Raw genomic sequence first — 16,266 nt, 5'->3', positions numbered from 1 at the left:
CTGGGTCAAGCCTGATCGTCTTTTTTAGGCTTGACCCGCAGGCTGGCCGCCGCCTCGCCGATAGCGAACGGGTCGCGCGACAAAATGGCGGCGCCCAGGTCGACCAGTTTGGCCGCCGCACCGATGGCGGCCTTTATGTCGGCGATGCGCTTGAGCTGCAGCTTGCCCTTGACGATGGCGCCCTCGATATCGCCGCGTGCCTGCTCCGCGCCTTCGGCCGTCAGGTAAATGCCATACGCGCGAAACAGGGACACCATCTGGTCCAGGTGATTTTCGTATTGTTCCAGCAGTGCGCGCTCGTCCGGCGCCAGAGCCTCCCGTTCGCGGATGCGCAATTCCAGCACCAGGCTCGAAGCCTGCGCCAGGCTGTCGGCGATGGCGTAGCTTTGGTCTTTTGTCAGTTCGGTCAGTTGGGCCATGGGATACTCCTGTGTGCGCGCCGCTTACCAGCGGGCGGGGCCATAGAAAACAGCCTGTTTTTGCAGCGTCTCGACCTGGCGTGAAAACTGCGCCAGCTGCTGTTCCAGTTCGGGCGCCTGCAGGCGGTCGAGATTGGCTCGCAGCGCGGCCACGCTCGCTTGCAGCGCGTCGACGGCGGCGACGTACGCGGCGACGATCTTTTCCCTTTCCTGCAATTGCCGGCCTTCCAGGTGCAAGCGCGTGCGGATGTAGTTGGCGGCCAGCGGCTCGCGCGGCGCGGCCTTGTCGACGGCGCCACGCAGCAGGTCCAGGTCGCGCAATTCATCCTGCAAGCCGGCGCGGTAGCTGCGCTGCGCATACTCCTTGAGCGCGTTGCTGACAATGTCGACGGCTTCCTGCTCGTCGAGCAATTCGCGCAAGGCCGATTTCTGCAGGCGCTGCGTGGCCAGGCGGCTCAGGTGTTCGCTCAATTTGACGACTTTCGACAGCTTGCCCGCATCGAGCAGGGGCGCGCCGCCACCCGGCTGTGCCAGGCCGCCCAGCGCATCGCCGAGTCCGGCAAACTCTTCCTTGTAGACAGGCAGCTTGTCATCGGCCAACGCGGCCAGGGTACCGGCATAGCGCAGCAGGAGGTCGTTCAGGCTGGCGATCGAGGCGCTGGCCTGCGCGATGGCGGCGCAATCGGCGCGCGCCGCCTGTTCGCTCGCTTGCGCATCGAAACGCTCGGCCAGGATCAGGCGCTTGCGCATGGCCTTGTCCATGCAGCTGTGGACGCCACCCGCCAGCATGGGCTCGAAATGGACCGACATCTTTTGCGTCTGTTCGGCAAACGTGCGCACGGGCGCCAGGTTGGTGGCGCAGCCGCCCAGCAGCAGGCTGGCGATGGCGCCAAGTAGCAGGGGAGAAATGGACGAGTTCGACGGGCGCTGCATATCGCCTCCATGCGGTGGGAGTGGCTGATCGGACCTGCGCGTACGCGCTGGCAAGGGCGACGTTAGCATGCTGGACAGTGCCAGTATTGCGCCAGATCAGCGTCCTGATGAATCGCCGAGCTCGCCTTTTGCCTGTCGCGTTTTGCCACAGCAGTGTTGCCCGATGGCGCAAGGTGCGCCAATTTGCCTCATATTTTCCTTACAAAAGGCTGACATCGGGCCAGCAATCTGGGCTTTTCTGCATGTTGCGACGCGTCATATGTAGTTGTTGCTGGGGCATGTTTACTCACCTACAATGATTTATCGATGGGGCGGTTATCCAGCGTACGACAATAAAAATAAGTGGCATTAAAAACGTTGTAACAGAGGAGATGACAATGAATTTGAAACAGAAATTGCTTGTAGCAAGTTTGGTTTTGGGTTTCTCGCAGGCGGCAGTCGCGGCCGACCCCATCAAGATCGGCGTGTCAGGTCCGTTCACGGGCGGTTCCGCGCCGATGGGCGTGTCGATGCGCGACGGCGTCAAGCTGGCCGTCGCTGAAATCAATGCCAAGGGTGGCGTACTGGGCCGTTCGCTGCTGCTGATCGAGCGCGATGACGAAGCGAAAAACGAACGCGGCGTGCAGATCGCCCAAGAGCTCATCAACAAGGAAAAGGTCGCCGCCACCGTCGGCTACATCAACACGGGCGTGGCCCTGGCCTCGCAGCGCTTCTACCAGGAAGCGAAAATTCCCGTCATGAACAATGTGGCGACGGGTTCCATCGTCACCAAGCAATTCGCCGACCAGCCGGAAAACTACGTCTTCCGCAATGCGGCCAATGACACCATCCAGTCCGGCATGATCGTGCATGAGGCGATCGAGAACCGCAAGTTCAAGAAAGTGGCGATCCTGGCCGACTCCACCAACTACGGCCAGCTGGGCCGGGAAGACCTGGAAAAGGCGCTCGACAAGAAGGGCATCAAGCCCGTCGTCGTGGAAAAATACAACATCAAGGACGTCGACATGACGGCCCAGCTGCTGAAAGCCAAGCAGGCGGGCGCGGAAGTCGTGCTGACCTACGGCATCGGCCCGGAACTGGCGCAGATCGCCAACGGCATGGAAAAACTGGGCTGGAAAGTGCCGCTGATCGGCAGCTGGACCCTGGCCATGGGTAACTTCATCGACAACGCGGGCAAGAACGGCAATGGCACGCGCATGCCGCAAACCTTCATCCAGGATGCCAGCACGCCGAAACGCAAGGCCTTCATCGATGCCTACGTGGCCGCCTACAAGCCATCGGGCGGACGCATGCCATCGGCCGTCTCGGCCGCGCAAGGCTACGATTCCATCTACCTGCTGGCAGCCGCCTTCAAGCAGGCAGGCGGCACGGACGGCCCGAAAGTGCGCGCCGCGCTGGAAAACCTGAATGAGAAGGTGGAAGGCGCCGTCACCACCTACAACAAACCGTTCAGCAAGACCAACCATGAAGCGATCACGGCCGAGCTGACAGTCTTCGGTGAAGTCAAGGACGGCAAAGTCGTCCTCGCGAAATAAGCCTGGCGGACATTCGCCGCGCAGTGGCCAGCCTTGAGGAATCAGGACTGGCCATTTTTTCATCGTTCGTCTTCCGGGGAATACCATGGAAATCTTCCTGCAGCTCGTCTTCAGCGGCATCGCGCTGGGCATGATCTATGCCGTCATCGCCTTCGGCTACCAGCTGACCTTTGCCACTTCCGGCACCCTCAATTTCGGCCAGGGCGAATCCCTGATGCTGGGCGCGCTCGTGGGCCTCTCCCTGGTGGGCACCATCCACGGCGGCCCGTACATGAGCTATCTGTTGATGATCCCCATCGTCATCGTCTTCGGCGCCTTGCAGGGCGTGTTCGTCGAATGGATAGGCGTGCGGCCCGCCATCAAGATCAAGTCCGAATTCGGCTGGATCATGTCGACCATCGCGCTGGCCATCATTTTCAAGAACGTGGCGGAAAACATCTGGGGCAAGGATGACCTGATGTTCCCGTCGCCGCTGTCGGCCGCGCCGTTCCAGGTGTTTGGCGCCAACGTGCAGCAGATGCAGGTGGCCGTCATCGTCGGCGCGCTGGCCATCATGCTGGCCGTCGAAGTGTTCAACCGCAAATCGATCTACGGCAAGGCCGTGGTGGCGACAGCCAACGACCGCGACGCGGCCGGCCTGATGGGCATCAACACGGGCATGGTCATCACGTTTTCCTACGCGCTGTCGTCGGCCACGGCCGCCTTTGCGGGCGTGCTGGTGGCGCCGCTGACCTTGACGGGCGCCACCATGGGCGCGTCGCTGGGCTTGAAAGCGTTTGCCGTGGCCATCATCGGCGGCCTGACGTCTGGCGTGGGCGCCATCGTCGGCGGGCTGATACTGGGCATCGCGGAAACGACCACCGGCTACTACATCTCCACCGGCTACAAGGAAGTGCCAGGCCTGCTGCTGTTGCTGCTGGTGCTGGCCGTCAAGCCGTCCGGCCTGTTCGGCAAAGCCGCGATCAAGAAAGTCTGAGGACGACATGAACAAGAAAATCACCATGCTGGCACTGAGCGCGGCGGGACTGGCCGCGCTCGCACTGTTCCCCATCGTCATCCCGAACCCGTATTACATCCACCTGGCCGAGACCATCCTGATCTACGCCATCCTGCTGTTTGGCCTCGACATCGTCGTCGGCTACACGGGGCAGGTGTCGCTGGGCCACGCGGGCCTGTTCGGCATCGGCTCCTACGTCACGGGCGTGCTGGTGTTCAAGCTGGGCGTGTCGTTCTGGCTGGCCATCCCCGCCAGCATCCTGGGCGCGGCCGTGTTTGGCGCCATCCTGGCCTTGCCGGCCCTGCGCGTGACGGGCCCGTACCTGGCGATGGTGACCCTGGCCTTCGGCACCATCGTGCAAATCCTGATCAATGAAATGAGCTTCCTGACGGAAGGGCCGATGGGCATCAAGATCCACAAGCCCGTGCTGTTCGGCCACAAACTGACGGAAGTGGAGTACTACTACATGGTCGCCGCGCTGCTGGTGATCTCGTTGGTGGTGGTGCACCGCATCTTGAAATCAAACCTGGGCCGGGCGTTCGAAGCCTTGCGCGACAGCCCCATCGCCTCGGACTGCATGGGCGTGTCCGTGTACCGCTACAAGGTGTACGCCTTCGTCATCAGCGCCGGTTTCGCGGGCCTGGCCGGCAGCCTGTATGCGTATTCGGAAGAGTACATCTCGCCCAATACCTACAACTTCGAGCTGACGATATTGTTCCTGCTGGCCGTCATCATGGGCGGGCGCAAGACCCGTTCGGGCGCGCTGATCGGCGCCCTGATCGTCGTCATGCTGCCCAGCCTCCTGTCGGACATCGAATTGTTCCGCAAGATCGCCGTCGGCGCCGCCGTGCTGGGCGTGATCGGTTCCGCCTTCATGCTGGCGAAAAAGCGCTCCACCTTGCGCGGCGTGATCGTGCCCCTGGTGGCCACCATCGGCCTGGCCGCGTTTTCCTACAAGCTGGAAAACATGGTCGACTGGCGCCTGACCATCTTCGGTTTGATGACGCTGTTCGTCGTGTACTACCTGCAGGATGGCATCGTCGGCTTCTTGATGAGCTTTATCGGCAAGGGCCGGCGCCATGTGCAAGCGGTCGCTTCGCACGGCGTGGCGCCGTTCGACCACGCCCAAGGCGGGCAGCAGGGCGCGACCCTGCTGCGCGTGGACCAGGCCCTGATGCAGTTCGGCGGCCTGAAAGCGCTGAACCAGGTGGACCTGAACGTCACGCAAGGTTCCGTGCACGGCTTGATCGGCCCGAACGGCTCGGGCAAGAGCACGATGATGAACGTGCTGACGGGGATCTACAAGCCGACGGCGGGCAAGGTGGAATTTGCCGGCGCCGTGATCTCCGGGCGCACGCCATCCGAGATCGCGCTGGGCGGCGTGGCGCGCACCTTCCAGAACGTGCAGCTGTTCGGCGAGATGACGGCGACGGAAAACGTGCTGGTGGGCCTGCACAACACCTTCAAGTCGAACGTGCTCGACGTGATGCTGCATACGCCGCGCTACAAGCGCGAAGAGACGGCCGCGCGCGAGCGGGCCGCCAGCATCCTCGAATTCGTGGGCCTGGCCGACCTGGCCAACGAAGAGGCGCGCAATCTGCCGTATGGCAAGCAGCGGCTGCTGGAAATCGGCCGCGCGCTGGGCTTGAACCCGCGTTTGCTGCTGCTCGATGAACCGGCGGCCGGCCTGACGGCGCCCGACATCAAGGAGCTGATGGCCATCATCCGCAAGATCCGCGAGCATGGCATCACCATCATCCTGATCGAGCACCACATGGACGTGGTGATGGCCCTGTCGGACGTGGTGACGGTGCTGGACTTCGGCCAGAAGATCGCCGAAGGCGTGCCTGCGCTCGTGCAGAGCGATCCGAAAGTGATCGAAGCCTACCTGGGCGGCAGCGCCGAAACCCTGGCGCCAGCGGCGCACTGAGAGGAAGACCATGCTGACCATTCAAAATTTGCACGCCGCCTACGGCAAAGTCGAAGTCTTGCACGGCATTTCGCTCGACGTCCCGAAGGGCAAGCTGGTGACCCTGATCGGCTCGAACGGGGCCGGCAAGACCACCACCATGCGCGCCATTTCCGGCATGCTCAAACCGAAATCGGGCACCGTCACCCTGGGCGGCAAGGACGTCACGGGCCTCGATTCGCACAAGATCGCGCGCGCGGGCCTGGCCCATTCGCCGGAAGGCAGGAGGGTGTTCGCCTCGATGTCGGTGACGGACAACCTGCTGCTGGGCGCCTTCCCCCGCTTCACGCGGGCGCGCCCGAAAGGCGACATCAAGCGCGACCTGGACAAGGCGCTGGAGTTGTTCCCCCGTCTGAAGGAGCGGCGCGACCAGCTGGCCGGGACGCTCTCGGGCGGCGAGCAGCAAATGCTGGCCATGGCCCGCGCCGTGATGCTTAATCCCGAAGTGATACTGCTGGATGAACCATCGATGGGCCTGGCGCCGATTCTGGTGGAAGAAGTCTTCCGCATCATCACGCGCTTAAAGGCCGAAGGCGTGACCATGCTGCTGGTCGAACAATTCGCCGCCGCCGCTCTGAACGTGGCCGATTACGGCTACGTGCTGGAAAACGGCAGCATTTCCGTGCACGGCCCTGCGGAAAGCCTGAAAACGGATCCGAAGGTGATTGCGGCGTATCTGGGGGGAGGGCATTAATGATGGCCTGACAATGCGCTTGCTGCGCATTGTCAAATCCTATACAGCCGTGTGCCTGGCAGGACTTGCCGGCTACGAATTGAGCAGGCGACGGCGAATCAATGCTTCCAGGTCACGGCTGGTATGGGCAATCATATGAACATAGACGATATCGTTATGTCCGTACTCGATGATGATACGATTCTGGCCGGCCAACAGTTGGCGGTGAGTCGTCAAGTGAAGGTCTTCAAGTTCAGGAACAAAGCTACCTTTAATGTTCCAATCTTTGAGAGGACTGACTTCAGCCAGAATCTCTTGCGTCACCTTCCTGGCAAAAGCAAGGGATTCGCTCTGCTTCAGATAGGAGCGAATGTCCTGTAAATCGTTCAGGGCGTATTGAGTCCAAATGATTTTCATTTGCGTAATCAGTTGTCGTCGTCTTCAGCTTCCAGAAGGGCCACAACGTCATCATGACCGATGACTTTACCTTGCTCAATCTGCTTGCGGCCGAGAGCAAGGATGCGGAGCATGGCAAGCTGATCTTGGATCTTTTGATAGCTAACGGGGTCTAGCACAACTGCCTGAACTCTGCCATTTACCGTGATGGCTACCGGGTCATGAGTCTCCAGTACCTGTTTGACCACGTCGCTGGTGTTGGTCTTCAAGTAACTAATTGGCTGAATGTTTAGAAAATTCATATTCCCCTCCATAAGTTGGCAGGCCGATGATAGCACCGGATGACCAAATTAAGTACCGAATTTAGTTGGTTGCACATTTTCCTTGTTTCTGGCGCAGCCTGTCAGCATCAGTGTTTGGTCGGCTTCTCCTGCTGCACCAGAATGAACGGGCTGACGACGACGGCCCACAGGGACGCGTCGGCGGCCTGCCAGTCCAGCGCCTGCTGGTCGGAGACTTTGGCTACTTTGCCATCGGCCATCCATTGCGTGATGGTGGCCTTGTCGTCGTGCGAGATGCGCACGGCTACTTCGACCAGGTCCAGCTCATTGGCGACCCAGACGACGTTGCCTTGGGCGAAGTGCTTTTCCAGCTCGCTCCAGGCCAGGCGGGCCGTTTCGCTGTTTACTTTGAGGCGCAGTTCGGTGTCTTTTTCAGGATTGGTTTGCATGCGAAATCAGGTTGCGGTGAGTCGGGTGCCGATGCGCGCGGTTTATTTGCCCGGGAGGGCTTCCACGTGCGGCGTCGGCGTACCCTGCCATGTTAACCGATAGGCGGTGCCTTTGCGAACATTGCCGACCAGGGCAGGGCGGAAGCAGGCCAGGTTGGTGCCGCCAGCCAGCCGCGTGCTGGGGAAGATGATGCCCATGGAACCCGCTTCCAGAAGGATGGCGGCCAGGTCTTGCGAGGCGATGTAGCTGGCCGGGTCGAGGCAAGCCGCATAGCGCTCCTGGCCGCGCAAGTCGTGGAAGCTGGCGGAAAAATCGGCCAGCAGCGACTGGTAGTTGACGCTGTCGGCGAAATAGTCGATTTCCTGGTATTCCACGGTCTTGTGGAAAATGATCTCGGCCAGCGCCGTTTTCATGTCGAAGGCGCAATACCAGGCACCCCGTTCGCCATCGTTGAAACGCGCCCCTTCCGGCCGGGCATAGGTGTACGCGGCGTTGATGATGCGAAAGTGCGGCACGCCAAAAACCAGTTCGTCCACGCCAATTCCTGGCGCGCCGCCATACTCGGCCACCAGGCGCGCATTCGTCGCGTTATCGAGTTCGAACAGCTCGCGCAGGTGATCGTCATCCTCGGCCAGCGGCGCCAGCACGGAGTCTTCCATGTCCGCGAAGCGCGATGGAATCAACCGGCAAGTGTCGATCTGGCGCAGCGCGGCCAGCGGCGGCAGCTGTGCTTGCGGGGGTGCAGGCACGATCACAGTCCTCCGCGGCGCGCGTCGAGCAGCTTGCGCACCGTCTGCATGGCCAGCAAGCCGCCGGCCAGCATCTGCGACAGGGGCGTGCGGCCGCCAAACACGGGATTCTTGTTGGGCAAACTGACCCATTCGTCGGCCAGCTTGTCGCCATACAGGATGTGCAGGGCTTTATAAATGCCCAGCAAGTAGGAAATGCGCGTGATGCGGTCCACTTCCAGCACGCGGTCCGGGTGCTTCTTCCACTCGTAATAGGCGCTGCTGGACAGGCCGCCCAGCAGTTCGCGCGCATCGTCGTCGCGCAGTTTCCAGGCGGCGGCCAGCTTAAAAAACCCCTTCAAGGCCGCCTGCGACAATCGCTCGCGTTCGGCTTTGGCATTCAGATCGACGAGCACGGCCGGTTCGAAGCGACTCTTGGGGTAGGCGTAGGCAAGATTCATGGTGAACTCCTTTTATGGAATAATATTACTCCTTTTCGGGAATTTGTGCTGTCCTCGTTCAAATGCGCGCGCCTATACCCTTAGCCGTCAAAGAATTGCATGCCAGCATAGGGCGCCGCCCGGCAGGCTGCCAACCGCTGCGCCAGACTGCCCGCATGGGCTTCCAGTTGGTGGCCGTCCGGATCGAGAAAATACAGGGAGTCGCCGTCGCTGCGGTTTTGCTGCCATTCGGGCGCGCCGGCGGCGCGCAGGCGGGCGGCAAACGGGGCGAAGTCGGCGGGCGCGATGGAAAACGCGTAATGCGTGTAGCCGGGGCTGGCCAGCACAGGCGTGTCTTGCCCGTCAAGCGACAGGCACAGCCACAAGTCCCCGGCCGACAGATACGCGCCCCTGTCCCAGCGTGCATGCAGGCACAGGCCCAAGGTGTCGCGGTAAAAGATGATGCTGCGCGCCAGGTCGCGCACGGACAGGGTGAGGTGGTTCAGACCGGTTAGCATGGTGCTGCTTTCAGGTGGTGTTTCGGGGTGTTCCAGCCATCGTTGTACCTAGCAAGAATAAGATCACAAACGTTGCAACACCTGACAGTACCGACGCGAGAGGTACGGTCAGGTGTCCTAGCACAGCAAGAATAGATCACAAACGGTGTGCATCACAGCCTGACAGTACCGACGCGCAGTAGGTACGGTCAGGTGTCACTACACAGGTTCGGCGTGCTCTACCATCAACTGTACTTTCGTCGTGCCATTGTATTCATTCGCATCAAGCCGGAACGCGACCCTCGTGCGTTCGCCCAAGGCATCCGTATGCCCGAACCAGATGGCGTCGAAGCGCACGCCGTTCTTTTCCAGCAGCAGTTTCAGATGGCGTTCTTTGAGGATGCGCTGGCTGACGACGCGGAATTCGTCGCAGAAGACGGGCGGGGCGAAGCCCTGGCCCCACACCTGGCCATCCATCAGCTCGATGAAGGCCGTCGTGTAATAGGCGTCTTCCAGCGGGCCGTCCGTTTCCACCACCCGTTCCAGCTGTTGCTGGCTGAGCCAGGCCTGGCCCACGGCTTCGAAGGCCTTGGAAAAGGCGTCGAAGGCGTCGGCGCGGATGGTCAAGCCGGCAGCCATGGCGTGGCCGCCGAACTTGTCGATCAGGCTAGGCGCCCGTTTCGACACGAGGTCGAGCGCGTCGCGCAAGTGGAAGCCGGGGATCGAGCGGCCCGAACCCTTGATCCAGCCGTCCGCACCCGGCGCAAACGTGATGGTCGGGCGGTAGAATTTTTCCTTCAAGCGCGAGGCCACGATGCCGATCACGCCCTGATGCCACGATTCATCGAAGACGCTGATGGTGCTGCTGTTGGCCGGTTCGAAAGCGTCGAGGTGCAGCAGGGCCGTATCCTGCATTTCCGCTTCGATTTCGCGGCGCTTCAGATTGATGTCGTTCAATTGCTGCGCCAGCGCCCAGGCGCGGCCTTCGTCGTCCGTGACCAGGCATTCGATGCCCAGCGACATGTCTTGCAAGCGGCCGGCCGCATTCAGGCGTGGTCCCAGGGCAAAGCCCAGGTCGAACGGCGTGGCGCTGCGCGCTTCGCGGCCCGCCACGCGGAACAGGGCGGCCACCCCCGCGTGCATATGGCCCTTGCGCATGCGTTTGAGGCCTTGTGCGACGAGGATGCGGTTGTTGGTATCGAGGCGCACGACGTCGGCCACCGTGCCCAGCGCCACCAGGTCGAGCAGGTTGTCGAGCTTCGGTTGCGTTTGCGCATCAAAGAGGCCGCGCCGGCGCATTTCCGCGCGCAGGGCCAGCAAGACGTAGAACACGACGCCCACGCCCGCCAGATGTTTACTGGGAAAACCGCAGGCGGGCTGGTTCGGGTTGACGATGACGGCCGCGTCGGGCAGGGTGTCGGCCGGCAAATGGTGGTCGGTGACGACCACCTGGATGCCGCGCCGGTTCGCTTCGGCCACGCCATCGATGCTGGCGATGCCGTTGTCGACGGTGATGATGATGTCCGGTGACTTTTCGCGCGCCGTCAGTTCGACGATTTCCGGCGTCAGGCCGTAGCCGTATTCGAAGCGGTTGGGCACGATGAAATCGACGTCGGCGCCCATGGCGCGCAAGCCGCGTATGGCCACGGCGCAGGCGGTGGCGCCGTCGCAATCGTAGTCGGCCACGATGACCATGCGCTTCTTGGCGGCAATGGCGTCGGCCAGGAAGACGCCGGCCGCGCCGATGTGCAGCAAGCCCGATGGTGGTATCAAGTCTTTCGGCTCGATCGAGAGTTCTTTCGCGTCGGACAGGCCGCGCGACGCGTACAAACGGGCCAGCACGGGGTGGATACCGCCCTGGCGCAGCAATTCGGATTCGCGGTAGGGGCAGGGACGGGTGGCGATGCGGGTACGGGTCATGATGCTTTCAACTTGTTCAGGGTAATCGCGCGCCAGAATTTGCGCTGCGCGTTCTTGCTGGTGGTGCAGTCCAGCCAGGCGTCGCGGTGGCTCAGCACCAGGCGCAACTGGCCCAGGCGGCCATCCTTGAGGGCCACCAGCAGGGGCGCGAACCAGTTGGCTTCCAGCGCTTGCAACTGCTGCAGCCACATGCCCCATTCCTGCGCCTGCGCCGCTTCGGTCAGGCCGCCGAGCACGACGATCGCGTCCTGTGTGCTGGCCAGCACACTGTTTGGACTGGCATCGCGCTGCGCCGGTTCCGCCAGCGCGGCCAGCCAGCCCGGCGCGTCCTGCGTATGCAAGCCGGCTGCGCAGCGCGCCGATGCAGGTGCAGATGCGGCCGTTGCCAGGCTGCCGCCCCAGATCCAGAAGGAATTGATGGCTTTCAAGCCCCGCTCCTCGCGCGCTGCATTGACGGGATGTTCATGCCACAGCATCTGCACTTCGTTTTGCAGGCGGCGCGCGGCGCGCGCATGCTCGCCTTCGGGCATCCACACGGACAAATCTTGCGTGGTGGCGGCGTCCGGCGTGGCGCACTGCAAGTCGGACCAGGCGTCGGCGCGCATGAACCAGGTGCCCGCGTCGCCATACGCGAGGGGCTGGCCGATCTCGTCGAAATACGGGGCCGCAATGTCGAACAGGGCGCGGCCATCGGCCTCGCTCAGCTTGAGCTGGCGCAAGTCTTCCAGGCTGATATGGCTGCGGGCGATGGCCAGGTGGGCCGGATGCAGCAGGAAGTAGCGCGCGCCCGGTTCCGGCACGAGGCCGTAGCCGCGCATGGCCTGGGCCGCGAAGGCCGCCTGCGCCGCCTCGCCGTTGGGCGCGGGCGACAGGGTCAAGGCGTGCGCCAGCCACGCTTCGTGCGGCAGCAGGCGGTTGGTATTGTCAAAAATTTCCAAATTGCAAGTGGAGGTGCGCGACAGCAGCGCCGCCAGCGCGGGCGCCTGCAAGACCTTGAGCAGGTCGGCAGCCAGTTCGGCAGTGGGCAAGGCGAAGGGCAGGACGAGGGTAAGTTGATTCATCCCGAGATTGTAGGCGATTGTGGTGGGGGCCGAGAAGGTGCATCTATTTTCAGGCCCCGGATGGCAACACCACCCGCGCTGGGTATGCGAAAAAATTATAAAAATTTTATTGATATTATTGGAAATCAATTTGCTTTTGAAAATATACTGGATATAATTGCGACAACTTAAATATTAGAAAGACAATCACCCCCTGCTGCGTGGTTGCGTCGTCTGGCTCCTGTGTCCCTCGAAACTGTATACAAGATCTGCCGGCTTCATTTTTAAACAAGTCCCTTCTTGGAAGCCCACCTATGTATACATTCGCCGCTTTGCGCGGCCAGGCTGATTGCGCCCTGGCCCTCCGTATTTCCGCTCCTGCAGCCGCCGTGGCATGCCGTCAGGAGGCCGCATGACTACCTACAACCTGTCGACCACGGTCCACGTCTGCGAAGACATCAACAAGAATTTCGATATCCGTGACCTGCTGATCCAGGCCGGCTACTCGGTGCAAGGTGAACTGAATATCAAGAATTTCACGGTTTTGTTGCCGGACGATACGGAATCGACGGAGAACACGCCGCTGTTCGGCATGCTCGACGCCGATACCGTGTACGTGCGTCCCGGCGACTGGGCCGCCAACTACAATGGCAGCTTCTCGACCATCCAGGTGACGATCGACAAGGGCAATGGCGACATCGTCCAGCTGAGCTTGCAAGTCATCATCGATCCCGTCAATGATGCGCCCGATGCGGCCGACAAGACCTTCACTCTGGTCGACGGTTCCAGCGTGGTGCTGAGCGAAAGCGATTTCGGCTTCCACGACGACGTCGAGCACGACGGCTTCAAGTCCATCGTCATCACCAATACCACCACGGCGGGCCAGGTCTTGCTCAACGGCGTGGCTGTGGCGGTGGGCACGGAAGTCTCCATCGACGATATCCGCGCGGGCCACCTGGTCTTCGTGCCCAGCCAGACCGTGGCCGGCGACTTTGATCTCGGTTTCAAGGTGCGCGATGACGGCGGCACGGAAGGCTGCAATGCGCAAGACCTGAGCCTGGCGCCCCATTACCTGACCTTCAAGGTGCCGATGGCCCACCTTGGCGACTTCGTGTGGGAAGACAAGAACGCCAACGGCGTGCAGGACGCGGGCGAGGCAGGCATCGCCAATGTTGTCGTGCAATTGAAGGATACGGCCGGCAATGTGGTCGCCTCCACGACGACGGACGCCAGCGGCGGCTACCACTTCGACGTCAATCCGGGCACCTATTCGGTGACCGTGGTGGCGCCCGCTGGCTACGTGCCGACGGCAGCGAACCAGGGCGGCGACACGGCCAAGGACAGCAACATCGATGCCAGCGGAAAGATGGCGCCCGTCACTCTGGCGCCGGGCGAGACCAATTTGAGCGTTGATGCGGGCCTGTACCGCGCGGCCGAACTGGGCGACCGCGTCTGGTTCGATACGAACAGGAATGGCGTGCAGGATGCGGGCGAAGCGGGCGCCGCAGGCGTGAAAGTGAGCTTGCTTGATGCGTCGGGCAACGCCGTCGGCAGCCCGCTGCTGACGGATGCGAACGGCAACTACCTGTTCACGAACCTGAAACCAGGCGCCTACAGCGTGCAGTTCGATAAAACCACCTTGCCAGCCGGCTACGCCTTCACGGGCCAGGACCAGGGCGGCGACGAGCAGCGCGACTCAGACGCGAATGCCGACGGCCGCACGGCGCAAGTGCTGCTGGCCTCAGGCGACAGCAACCACAGCGTGGACGCCGGCATCGTCGCCTTGCCAGCCACTCTGGGCGACCGGGTCTGGCATGACAGCAATATGAATGGCGTGCAGGATGCGGGCGAAGCGGGCATGGTCGGCGTCACCGTGCAGCTGAAAAACGCGGCTGGCAGCGTGATCGGCTCGACCTTGACGGACGCCGCCGGCTATTACAACTTCAATGTCGATCCCGGTACCTACTCGATCGCCGTCGTCGCCCCAGCCGGCTATCTGACGACGGTCAAGGATGCGGGCGGCAACGATGCGCTCGACAGCGACATCAATACGCTGGGCAACAGCGGCCAGGTGACGGTCGCTGCCGGCCAGAACTACAGGGATCTCGATGCCGGCCTCTACAAGACGGCCTCCATCGGCGACCGCGTGTGGTTCGACGCGAACGGCAACGGCACGCAGGATGCGGGCGAGGCGGGCGTCTGTGGCGTGAAAGTCAACCTGTACAACGCGCAAGGGGCCGTCGTGGCCAGCGCCACCACGGATGCCAGCGGTAACTATCTGTTCAGCAACCTGGTGCCAGGCAATTACTACCTGGGCTTCGTGCCGCCGGCCGGCTACGGCTTCACCAAGGCCGACATCGGCGGTTACGCCACCGATTCGGACGTCAATCCGGCCACCGGCTTCACCACCACGTGGACCACCCTGAAGTCGGGCGACGTGCAGCTGGACTGGGATGCGGGCCTGGTGAAACTGAACACGGCTTCCATCGGCGACCGCGTGTGGGAAGACAAGAACTACAACGGCGTGCAGGAGGCGGGCGAACTGGGCGTGGCGGGCGTGAAAGTCAACCTGCTCAATGCGTACAACCAGGTCATCGCCACGACGACGACGAATGCCAGCGGCAATTACCTGTTCAGCGAACTGGCGGCCGGCGGCTACAAGGTGGAAGTCATCCGTCCATCGGGCTTTTACTACACCAAGGCCAATGTGGGCGTTGACACGGCCGATTCCGACGTCGATGTCAGCACGGGGCGCTCGGGCCTGATCAACCTGGCCGCGGGCCAGAACGACATGAGCTGGGATGCGGGCATCTACCGCAAAGCCAGCCTGGGCGACAAGGTGTGGCGCGACGCCGACCATGATGGCGTACAGGACTACAACGAGGCCGGCATCGCCAACATCAAGGTGCAACTGTACTCGGGCAGCGGCGTGCTGCTGGCCACCACGTACACGAATGCCTACGGCAACTATTTGTTCAGCAACCTCGATCCGGGCAGCTATTCGCTCAAGTTCGACAAGTCGGGCGTGTATCACGCCGGCTATGCCATGGATACGTGGCGCTGGGGCGCGAAGAACGTGGGCACGAACGACAACATCGATTCGGACGTCAACAGCAATGGCACGACGGGCAACGTGGTCTACACGGACATATTGAAACTGGCGTCGGGCCAGAACGACATGAGCTGGGATGCGGCCATCACGCCCATCGTCATCGACCTCAACGGTGACGGCGTGCACACGATCGCCCGCGCCGACTTCCACGGCAGTTTCGACTTGCTGGGCACGGGCAGCGCCATCCAGACGGGCTGGGTCTCGGCCCAGGACGGCTTGCTGGCCATTGACAGCAATGGCAATGGCAAGATCGACAACATCTCCGAGTTGTTCGGCGGCAACGAGAAGGGCACGGGCTTTGCCAAGCTGTCCAGCCATGACTCGAACGGCGACGGCGTGGTCGATGCGCACGATGACAAGTTCGCGGAACTGCGCATCTGGCGCGACGCCAACAGCAACGGCGTGACGGACGATGGCGAGCTGATGTCCTTGCACGACGCCGGCGTGGCCAGCCTGACGGTCAGCTACACGGAACTGCCTTTCCTCGACGCCAACAGCAATCTGCACCTTGAGCGCAGCAGCGCCACCCTGGCCGACGGCAAGACGGTCGACATGACGGATGTGTATTTCAACGTCGATGCCAAGGATGCGGCCGCCGCCGGCGTGACCTTGCCCAGCATGGCTGACCTGCTGCGCGACGACAGCACGCTCGACGTGGTGCTGGGCCAGGGTGGCACGGTCAACACGGTCGCTGCCGCCCAGGCTGCCCCGGCTGCCGAAGCCCAGGCCCAGTGCGAGATGGCCGACCTCTTGCGCCGCGCCATGGCCCACGCGAATGTCCAGCCCCAGGAAATGGCTGCCTGATGTCCCTTGCCGGCCCGTAATCCTGCCCGGCAATGCCGCACCGGCGCACCCGTCACGGGGCGCCGGCGCTTT

15 protein-coding genes are annotated in these 16,266 nt (G+C 62.2%); 5 read left to right on the top strand and 10 right to left on the bottom strand.

The window, feature by feature from the left end; all coding sequences use genetic code 11:
- Nucleotides 1-5: 5 nt before the first annotated feature.
- Nucleotides 6-419 carry a hypothetical protein gene (locus AC4BCN_RS18280; RefSeq protein WP_338679020.1) on the bottom strand — a complete coding sequence of 138 codons (414 nt, stop codon included), beginning with the start codon at nucleotides 417-419 and terminating at the stop codon, nucleotides 6-8.
- Nucleotides 420-443: 24 nt separating this feature from the next.
- A complete protein-coding gene (locus tag AC4BCN_RS18275; RefSeq protein WP_490491435.1) occupies nucleotides 444-1,352 on the bottom strand; it encodes a hypothetical protein in 909 nt (302 codons plus the stop codon).
- Nucleotides 1,353-1,729: 377 nt separating this feature from the next.
- On the opposite strand from AC4BCN_RS18275, the gene AC4BCN_RS18270 reads away from it, so the two are divergent.
- The 4 genes from AC4BCN_RS18270 to AC4BCN_RS18255 all read left to right on the top strand — a co-directional run bounded on the left by AC4BCN_RS18270 (nucleotide 1,730) and on the right by AC4BCN_RS18255 (nucleotide 6,547).
- Nucleotides 1,730-2,887 carry an ABC transporter substrate-binding protein gene (locus AC4BCN_RS18270; protein WP_034755418.1) on the top strand — a complete coding sequence of 386 codons (1,158 nt, stop codon included), beginning with the start codon at nucleotides 1,730-1,732 and terminating at the stop codon, nucleotides 2,885-2,887.
- 85 nt (nucleotides 2,888-2,972) lie between these two features.
- The gene (locus AC4BCN_RS18265) at nucleotides 2,973-3,863 is read left to right on the top strand and encodes a branched-chain amino acid ABC transporter permease (protein WP_010398938.1); all 891 of its coding nucleotides are present in this window, start codon (nucleotides 2,973-2,975) and stop codon (nucleotides 3,861-3,863) included.
- Nucleotides 3,864-3,870: 7 nt separating this feature from the next.
- Entirely contained in the window at nucleotides 3,871-5,814 is a 1,944-nt protein-coding gene (locus AC4BCN_RS18260) for a branched-chain amino acid ABC transporter ATP-binding protein/permease (protein ID WP_490491434.1), read from the top strand.
- Nucleotides 5,815-5,824: 10 nt separating this feature from the next.
- Nucleotides 5,825-6,547: an ABC transporter ATP-binding protein gene (locus tag AC4BCN_RS18255; RefSeq protein ID WP_456150137.1), complete on the top strand. Its 723-nt coding sequence runs from the start codon at nucleotides 5,825-5,827 to the stop codon at nucleotides 6,545-6,547.
- A gap of 72 nt (nucleotides 6,548-6,619) precedes the next feature.
- Here AC4BCN_RS18255 and AC4BCN_RS18250 read toward each other — a convergent pair whose 3' ends face one another.
- The 8 genes from AC4BCN_RS18250 to AC4BCN_RS18215 all read right to left on the bottom strand — a co-directional run bounded on the left by AC4BCN_RS18250 (nucleotide 6,620) and on the right by AC4BCN_RS18215 (nucleotide 12,299).
- The gene (locus AC4BCN_RS18250; RefSeq protein WP_490491433.1) at nucleotides 6,620-6,943 is read right to left on the bottom strand and encodes a type II toxin-antitoxin system RelE/ParE family toxin; all 324 of its coding nucleotides are present in this window, start codon (nucleotides 6,941-6,943) and stop codon (nucleotides 6,620-6,622) included.
- 8 nt (nucleotides 6,944-6,951) lie between these two features.
- Nucleotides 6,952-7,224, bottom strand: coding sequence for a type II toxin-antitoxin system Phd/YefM family antitoxin (locus tag AC4BCN_RS18245; RefSeq protein WP_181878085.1), 273 nt, complete (start codon nucleotides 7,222-7,224; stop codon nucleotides 6,952-6,954).
- Between the two features lie 107 nt (nucleotides 7,225-7,331).
- Entirely contained in the window at nucleotides 7,332-7,652 is a 321-nt protein-coding gene (locus AC4BCN_RS18240; protein ID WP_128142873.1) for a DUF2288 domain-containing protein, read from the bottom strand.
- A 42-nt stretch (nucleotides 7,653-7,694) separates the two neighbouring features.
- Nucleotides 7,695-8,402: an RES family NAD+ phosphorylase gene (locus tag AC4BCN_RS18235; RefSeq protein WP_490491432.1), complete on the bottom strand. Its 708-nt coding sequence runs from the start codon at nucleotides 8,400-8,402 to the stop codon at nucleotides 7,695-7,697.
- Between the two features lie 2 nt (nucleotides 8,403-8,404).
- Nucleotides 8,405-8,842, bottom strand: a complete 438-nt coding sequence (locus AC4BCN_RS18230; protein WP_034755432.1) for an MbcA/ParS/Xre antitoxin family protein — start codon at nucleotides 8,840-8,842, stop codon at nucleotides 8,405-8,407.
- Between the two features lie 80 nt (nucleotides 8,843-8,922).
- A complete protein-coding gene (gene fos / locus AC4BCN_RS18225) occupies nucleotides 8,923-9,339 on the bottom strand; it encodes a fosfomycin resistance glutathione transferase (RefSeq protein WP_490491431.1) in 417 nt (138 codons plus the stop codon).
- A 198-nt stretch (nucleotides 9,340-9,537) separates the two neighbouring features.
- The gene (gene recJ / locus AC4BCN_RS18220; protein WP_034755437.1) at nucleotides 9,538-11,238 is read right to left on the bottom strand and encodes a single-stranded-DNA-specific exonuclease RecJ; all 1,701 of its coding nucleotides are present in this window, start codon (nucleotides 11,236-11,238) and stop codon (nucleotides 9,538-9,540) included.
- Nucleotides 11,235-12,299: a hypothetical protein gene (locus AC4BCN_RS18215; protein ID WP_490491430.1), complete on the bottom strand. Its 1,065-nt coding sequence runs from the start codon at nucleotides 12,297-12,299 to the stop codon at nucleotides 11,235-11,237. Before AC4BCN_RS18215 ends, recJ begins: the two co-directional genes overlap by 4 nt.
- A 391-nt stretch (nucleotides 12,300-12,690) precedes the next feature.
- Here AC4BCN_RS18215 and AC4BCN_RS18210 point away from each other — a divergent pair, with 391 nt between their 5' ends.
- Nucleotides 12,691-16,194 carry an SdrD B-like domain-containing protein gene (locus AC4BCN_RS18210; RefSeq protein ID WP_490491429.1) on the top strand — a complete coding sequence of 1,168 codons (3,504 nt, stop codon included), beginning with the start codon at nucleotides 12,691-12,693 and terminating at the stop codon, nucleotides 16,192-16,194.
- Nucleotides 16,195-16,266 lie beyond the last annotated feature (72 nt).

This window comes from Janthinobacterium sp. Bl 1 (genome assembly GCF_058215535.1).
The sequence above is the reverse complement of the archived record's forward strand: the minus strand, read 5'-3'. Positions and strand labels throughout refer to the sequence as shown.

Bases quoted from the DNA above. Each gene is read 5' to 3' on its own strand.
- AC4BCN_RS18280 (WP_338679020.1), bottom strand. From the start codon at position 419: ATGGCCCAACTGACCGAACTGACAAAAGACCAAAGCTACGCCATCGCC.
- AC4BCN_RS18275 (WP_490491435.1), bottom strand. From the start codon at position 1,352: ATGCAGCGCCCGTCGAACTCGTCCATTTCTCCCCTGCTACTTGGCGCC.
- AC4BCN_RS18270 (WP_034755418.1), top strand. From the start codon at position 1,730: ATGAATTTGAAACAGAAATTGCTTGTAGCAAGTTTGGTTTTGGGTTTC.
- AC4BCN_RS18265 (WP_010398938.1), top strand. From the start codon at position 2,973: ATGGAAATCTTCCTGCAGCTCGTCTTCAGCGGCATCGCGCTGGGCATG.
- AC4BCN_RS18260 (WP_490491434.1), top strand. From the start codon at position 3,871: ATGAACAAGAAAATCACCATGCTGGCACTGAGCGCGGCGGGACTGGCC.
- AC4BCN_RS18255 (WP_456150137.1), top strand. From the start codon at position 5,825: ATGCTGACCATTCAAAATTTGCACGCCGCCTACGGCAAAGTCGAAGTC.
- AC4BCN_RS18250 (WP_490491433.1), bottom strand. From the start codon at position 6,943: ATGAAAATCATTTGGACTCAATACGCCCTGAACGATTTACAGGACATT.
- AC4BCN_RS18245 (WP_181878085.1), bottom strand. From the start codon at position 7,224: ATGAATTTTCTAAACATTCAGCCAATTAGTTACTTGAAGACCAACACC.
- AC4BCN_RS18240 (WP_128142873.1), bottom strand. From the start codon at position 7,652: ATGCAAACCAATCCTGAAAAAGACACCGAACTGCGCCTCAAAGTAAAC.
- AC4BCN_RS18230 (WP_034755432.1), bottom strand. From the start codon at position 8,842: ATGAATCTTGCCTACGCCTACCCCAAGAGTCGCTTCGAACCGGCCGTG.
- fos (WP_490491431.1), bottom strand. From the start codon at position 9,339: ATGCTAACCGGTCTGAACCACCTCACCCTGTCCGTGCGCGACCTGGCG.
- recJ (WP_034755437.1), bottom strand. From the start codon at position 11,238: ATGACCCGTACCCGCATCGCCACCCGTCCCTGCCCCTACCGCGAATCC.
- AC4BCN_RS18215 (WP_490491430.1), bottom strand. From the start codon at position 12,299: ATGAATCAACTTACCCTCGTCCTGCCCTTCGCCTTGCCCACTGCCGAA.
- AC4BCN_RS18210 (WP_490491429.1), top strand. From the start codon at position 12,691: ATGACTACCTACAACCTGTCGACCACGGTCCACGTCTGCGAAGACATC.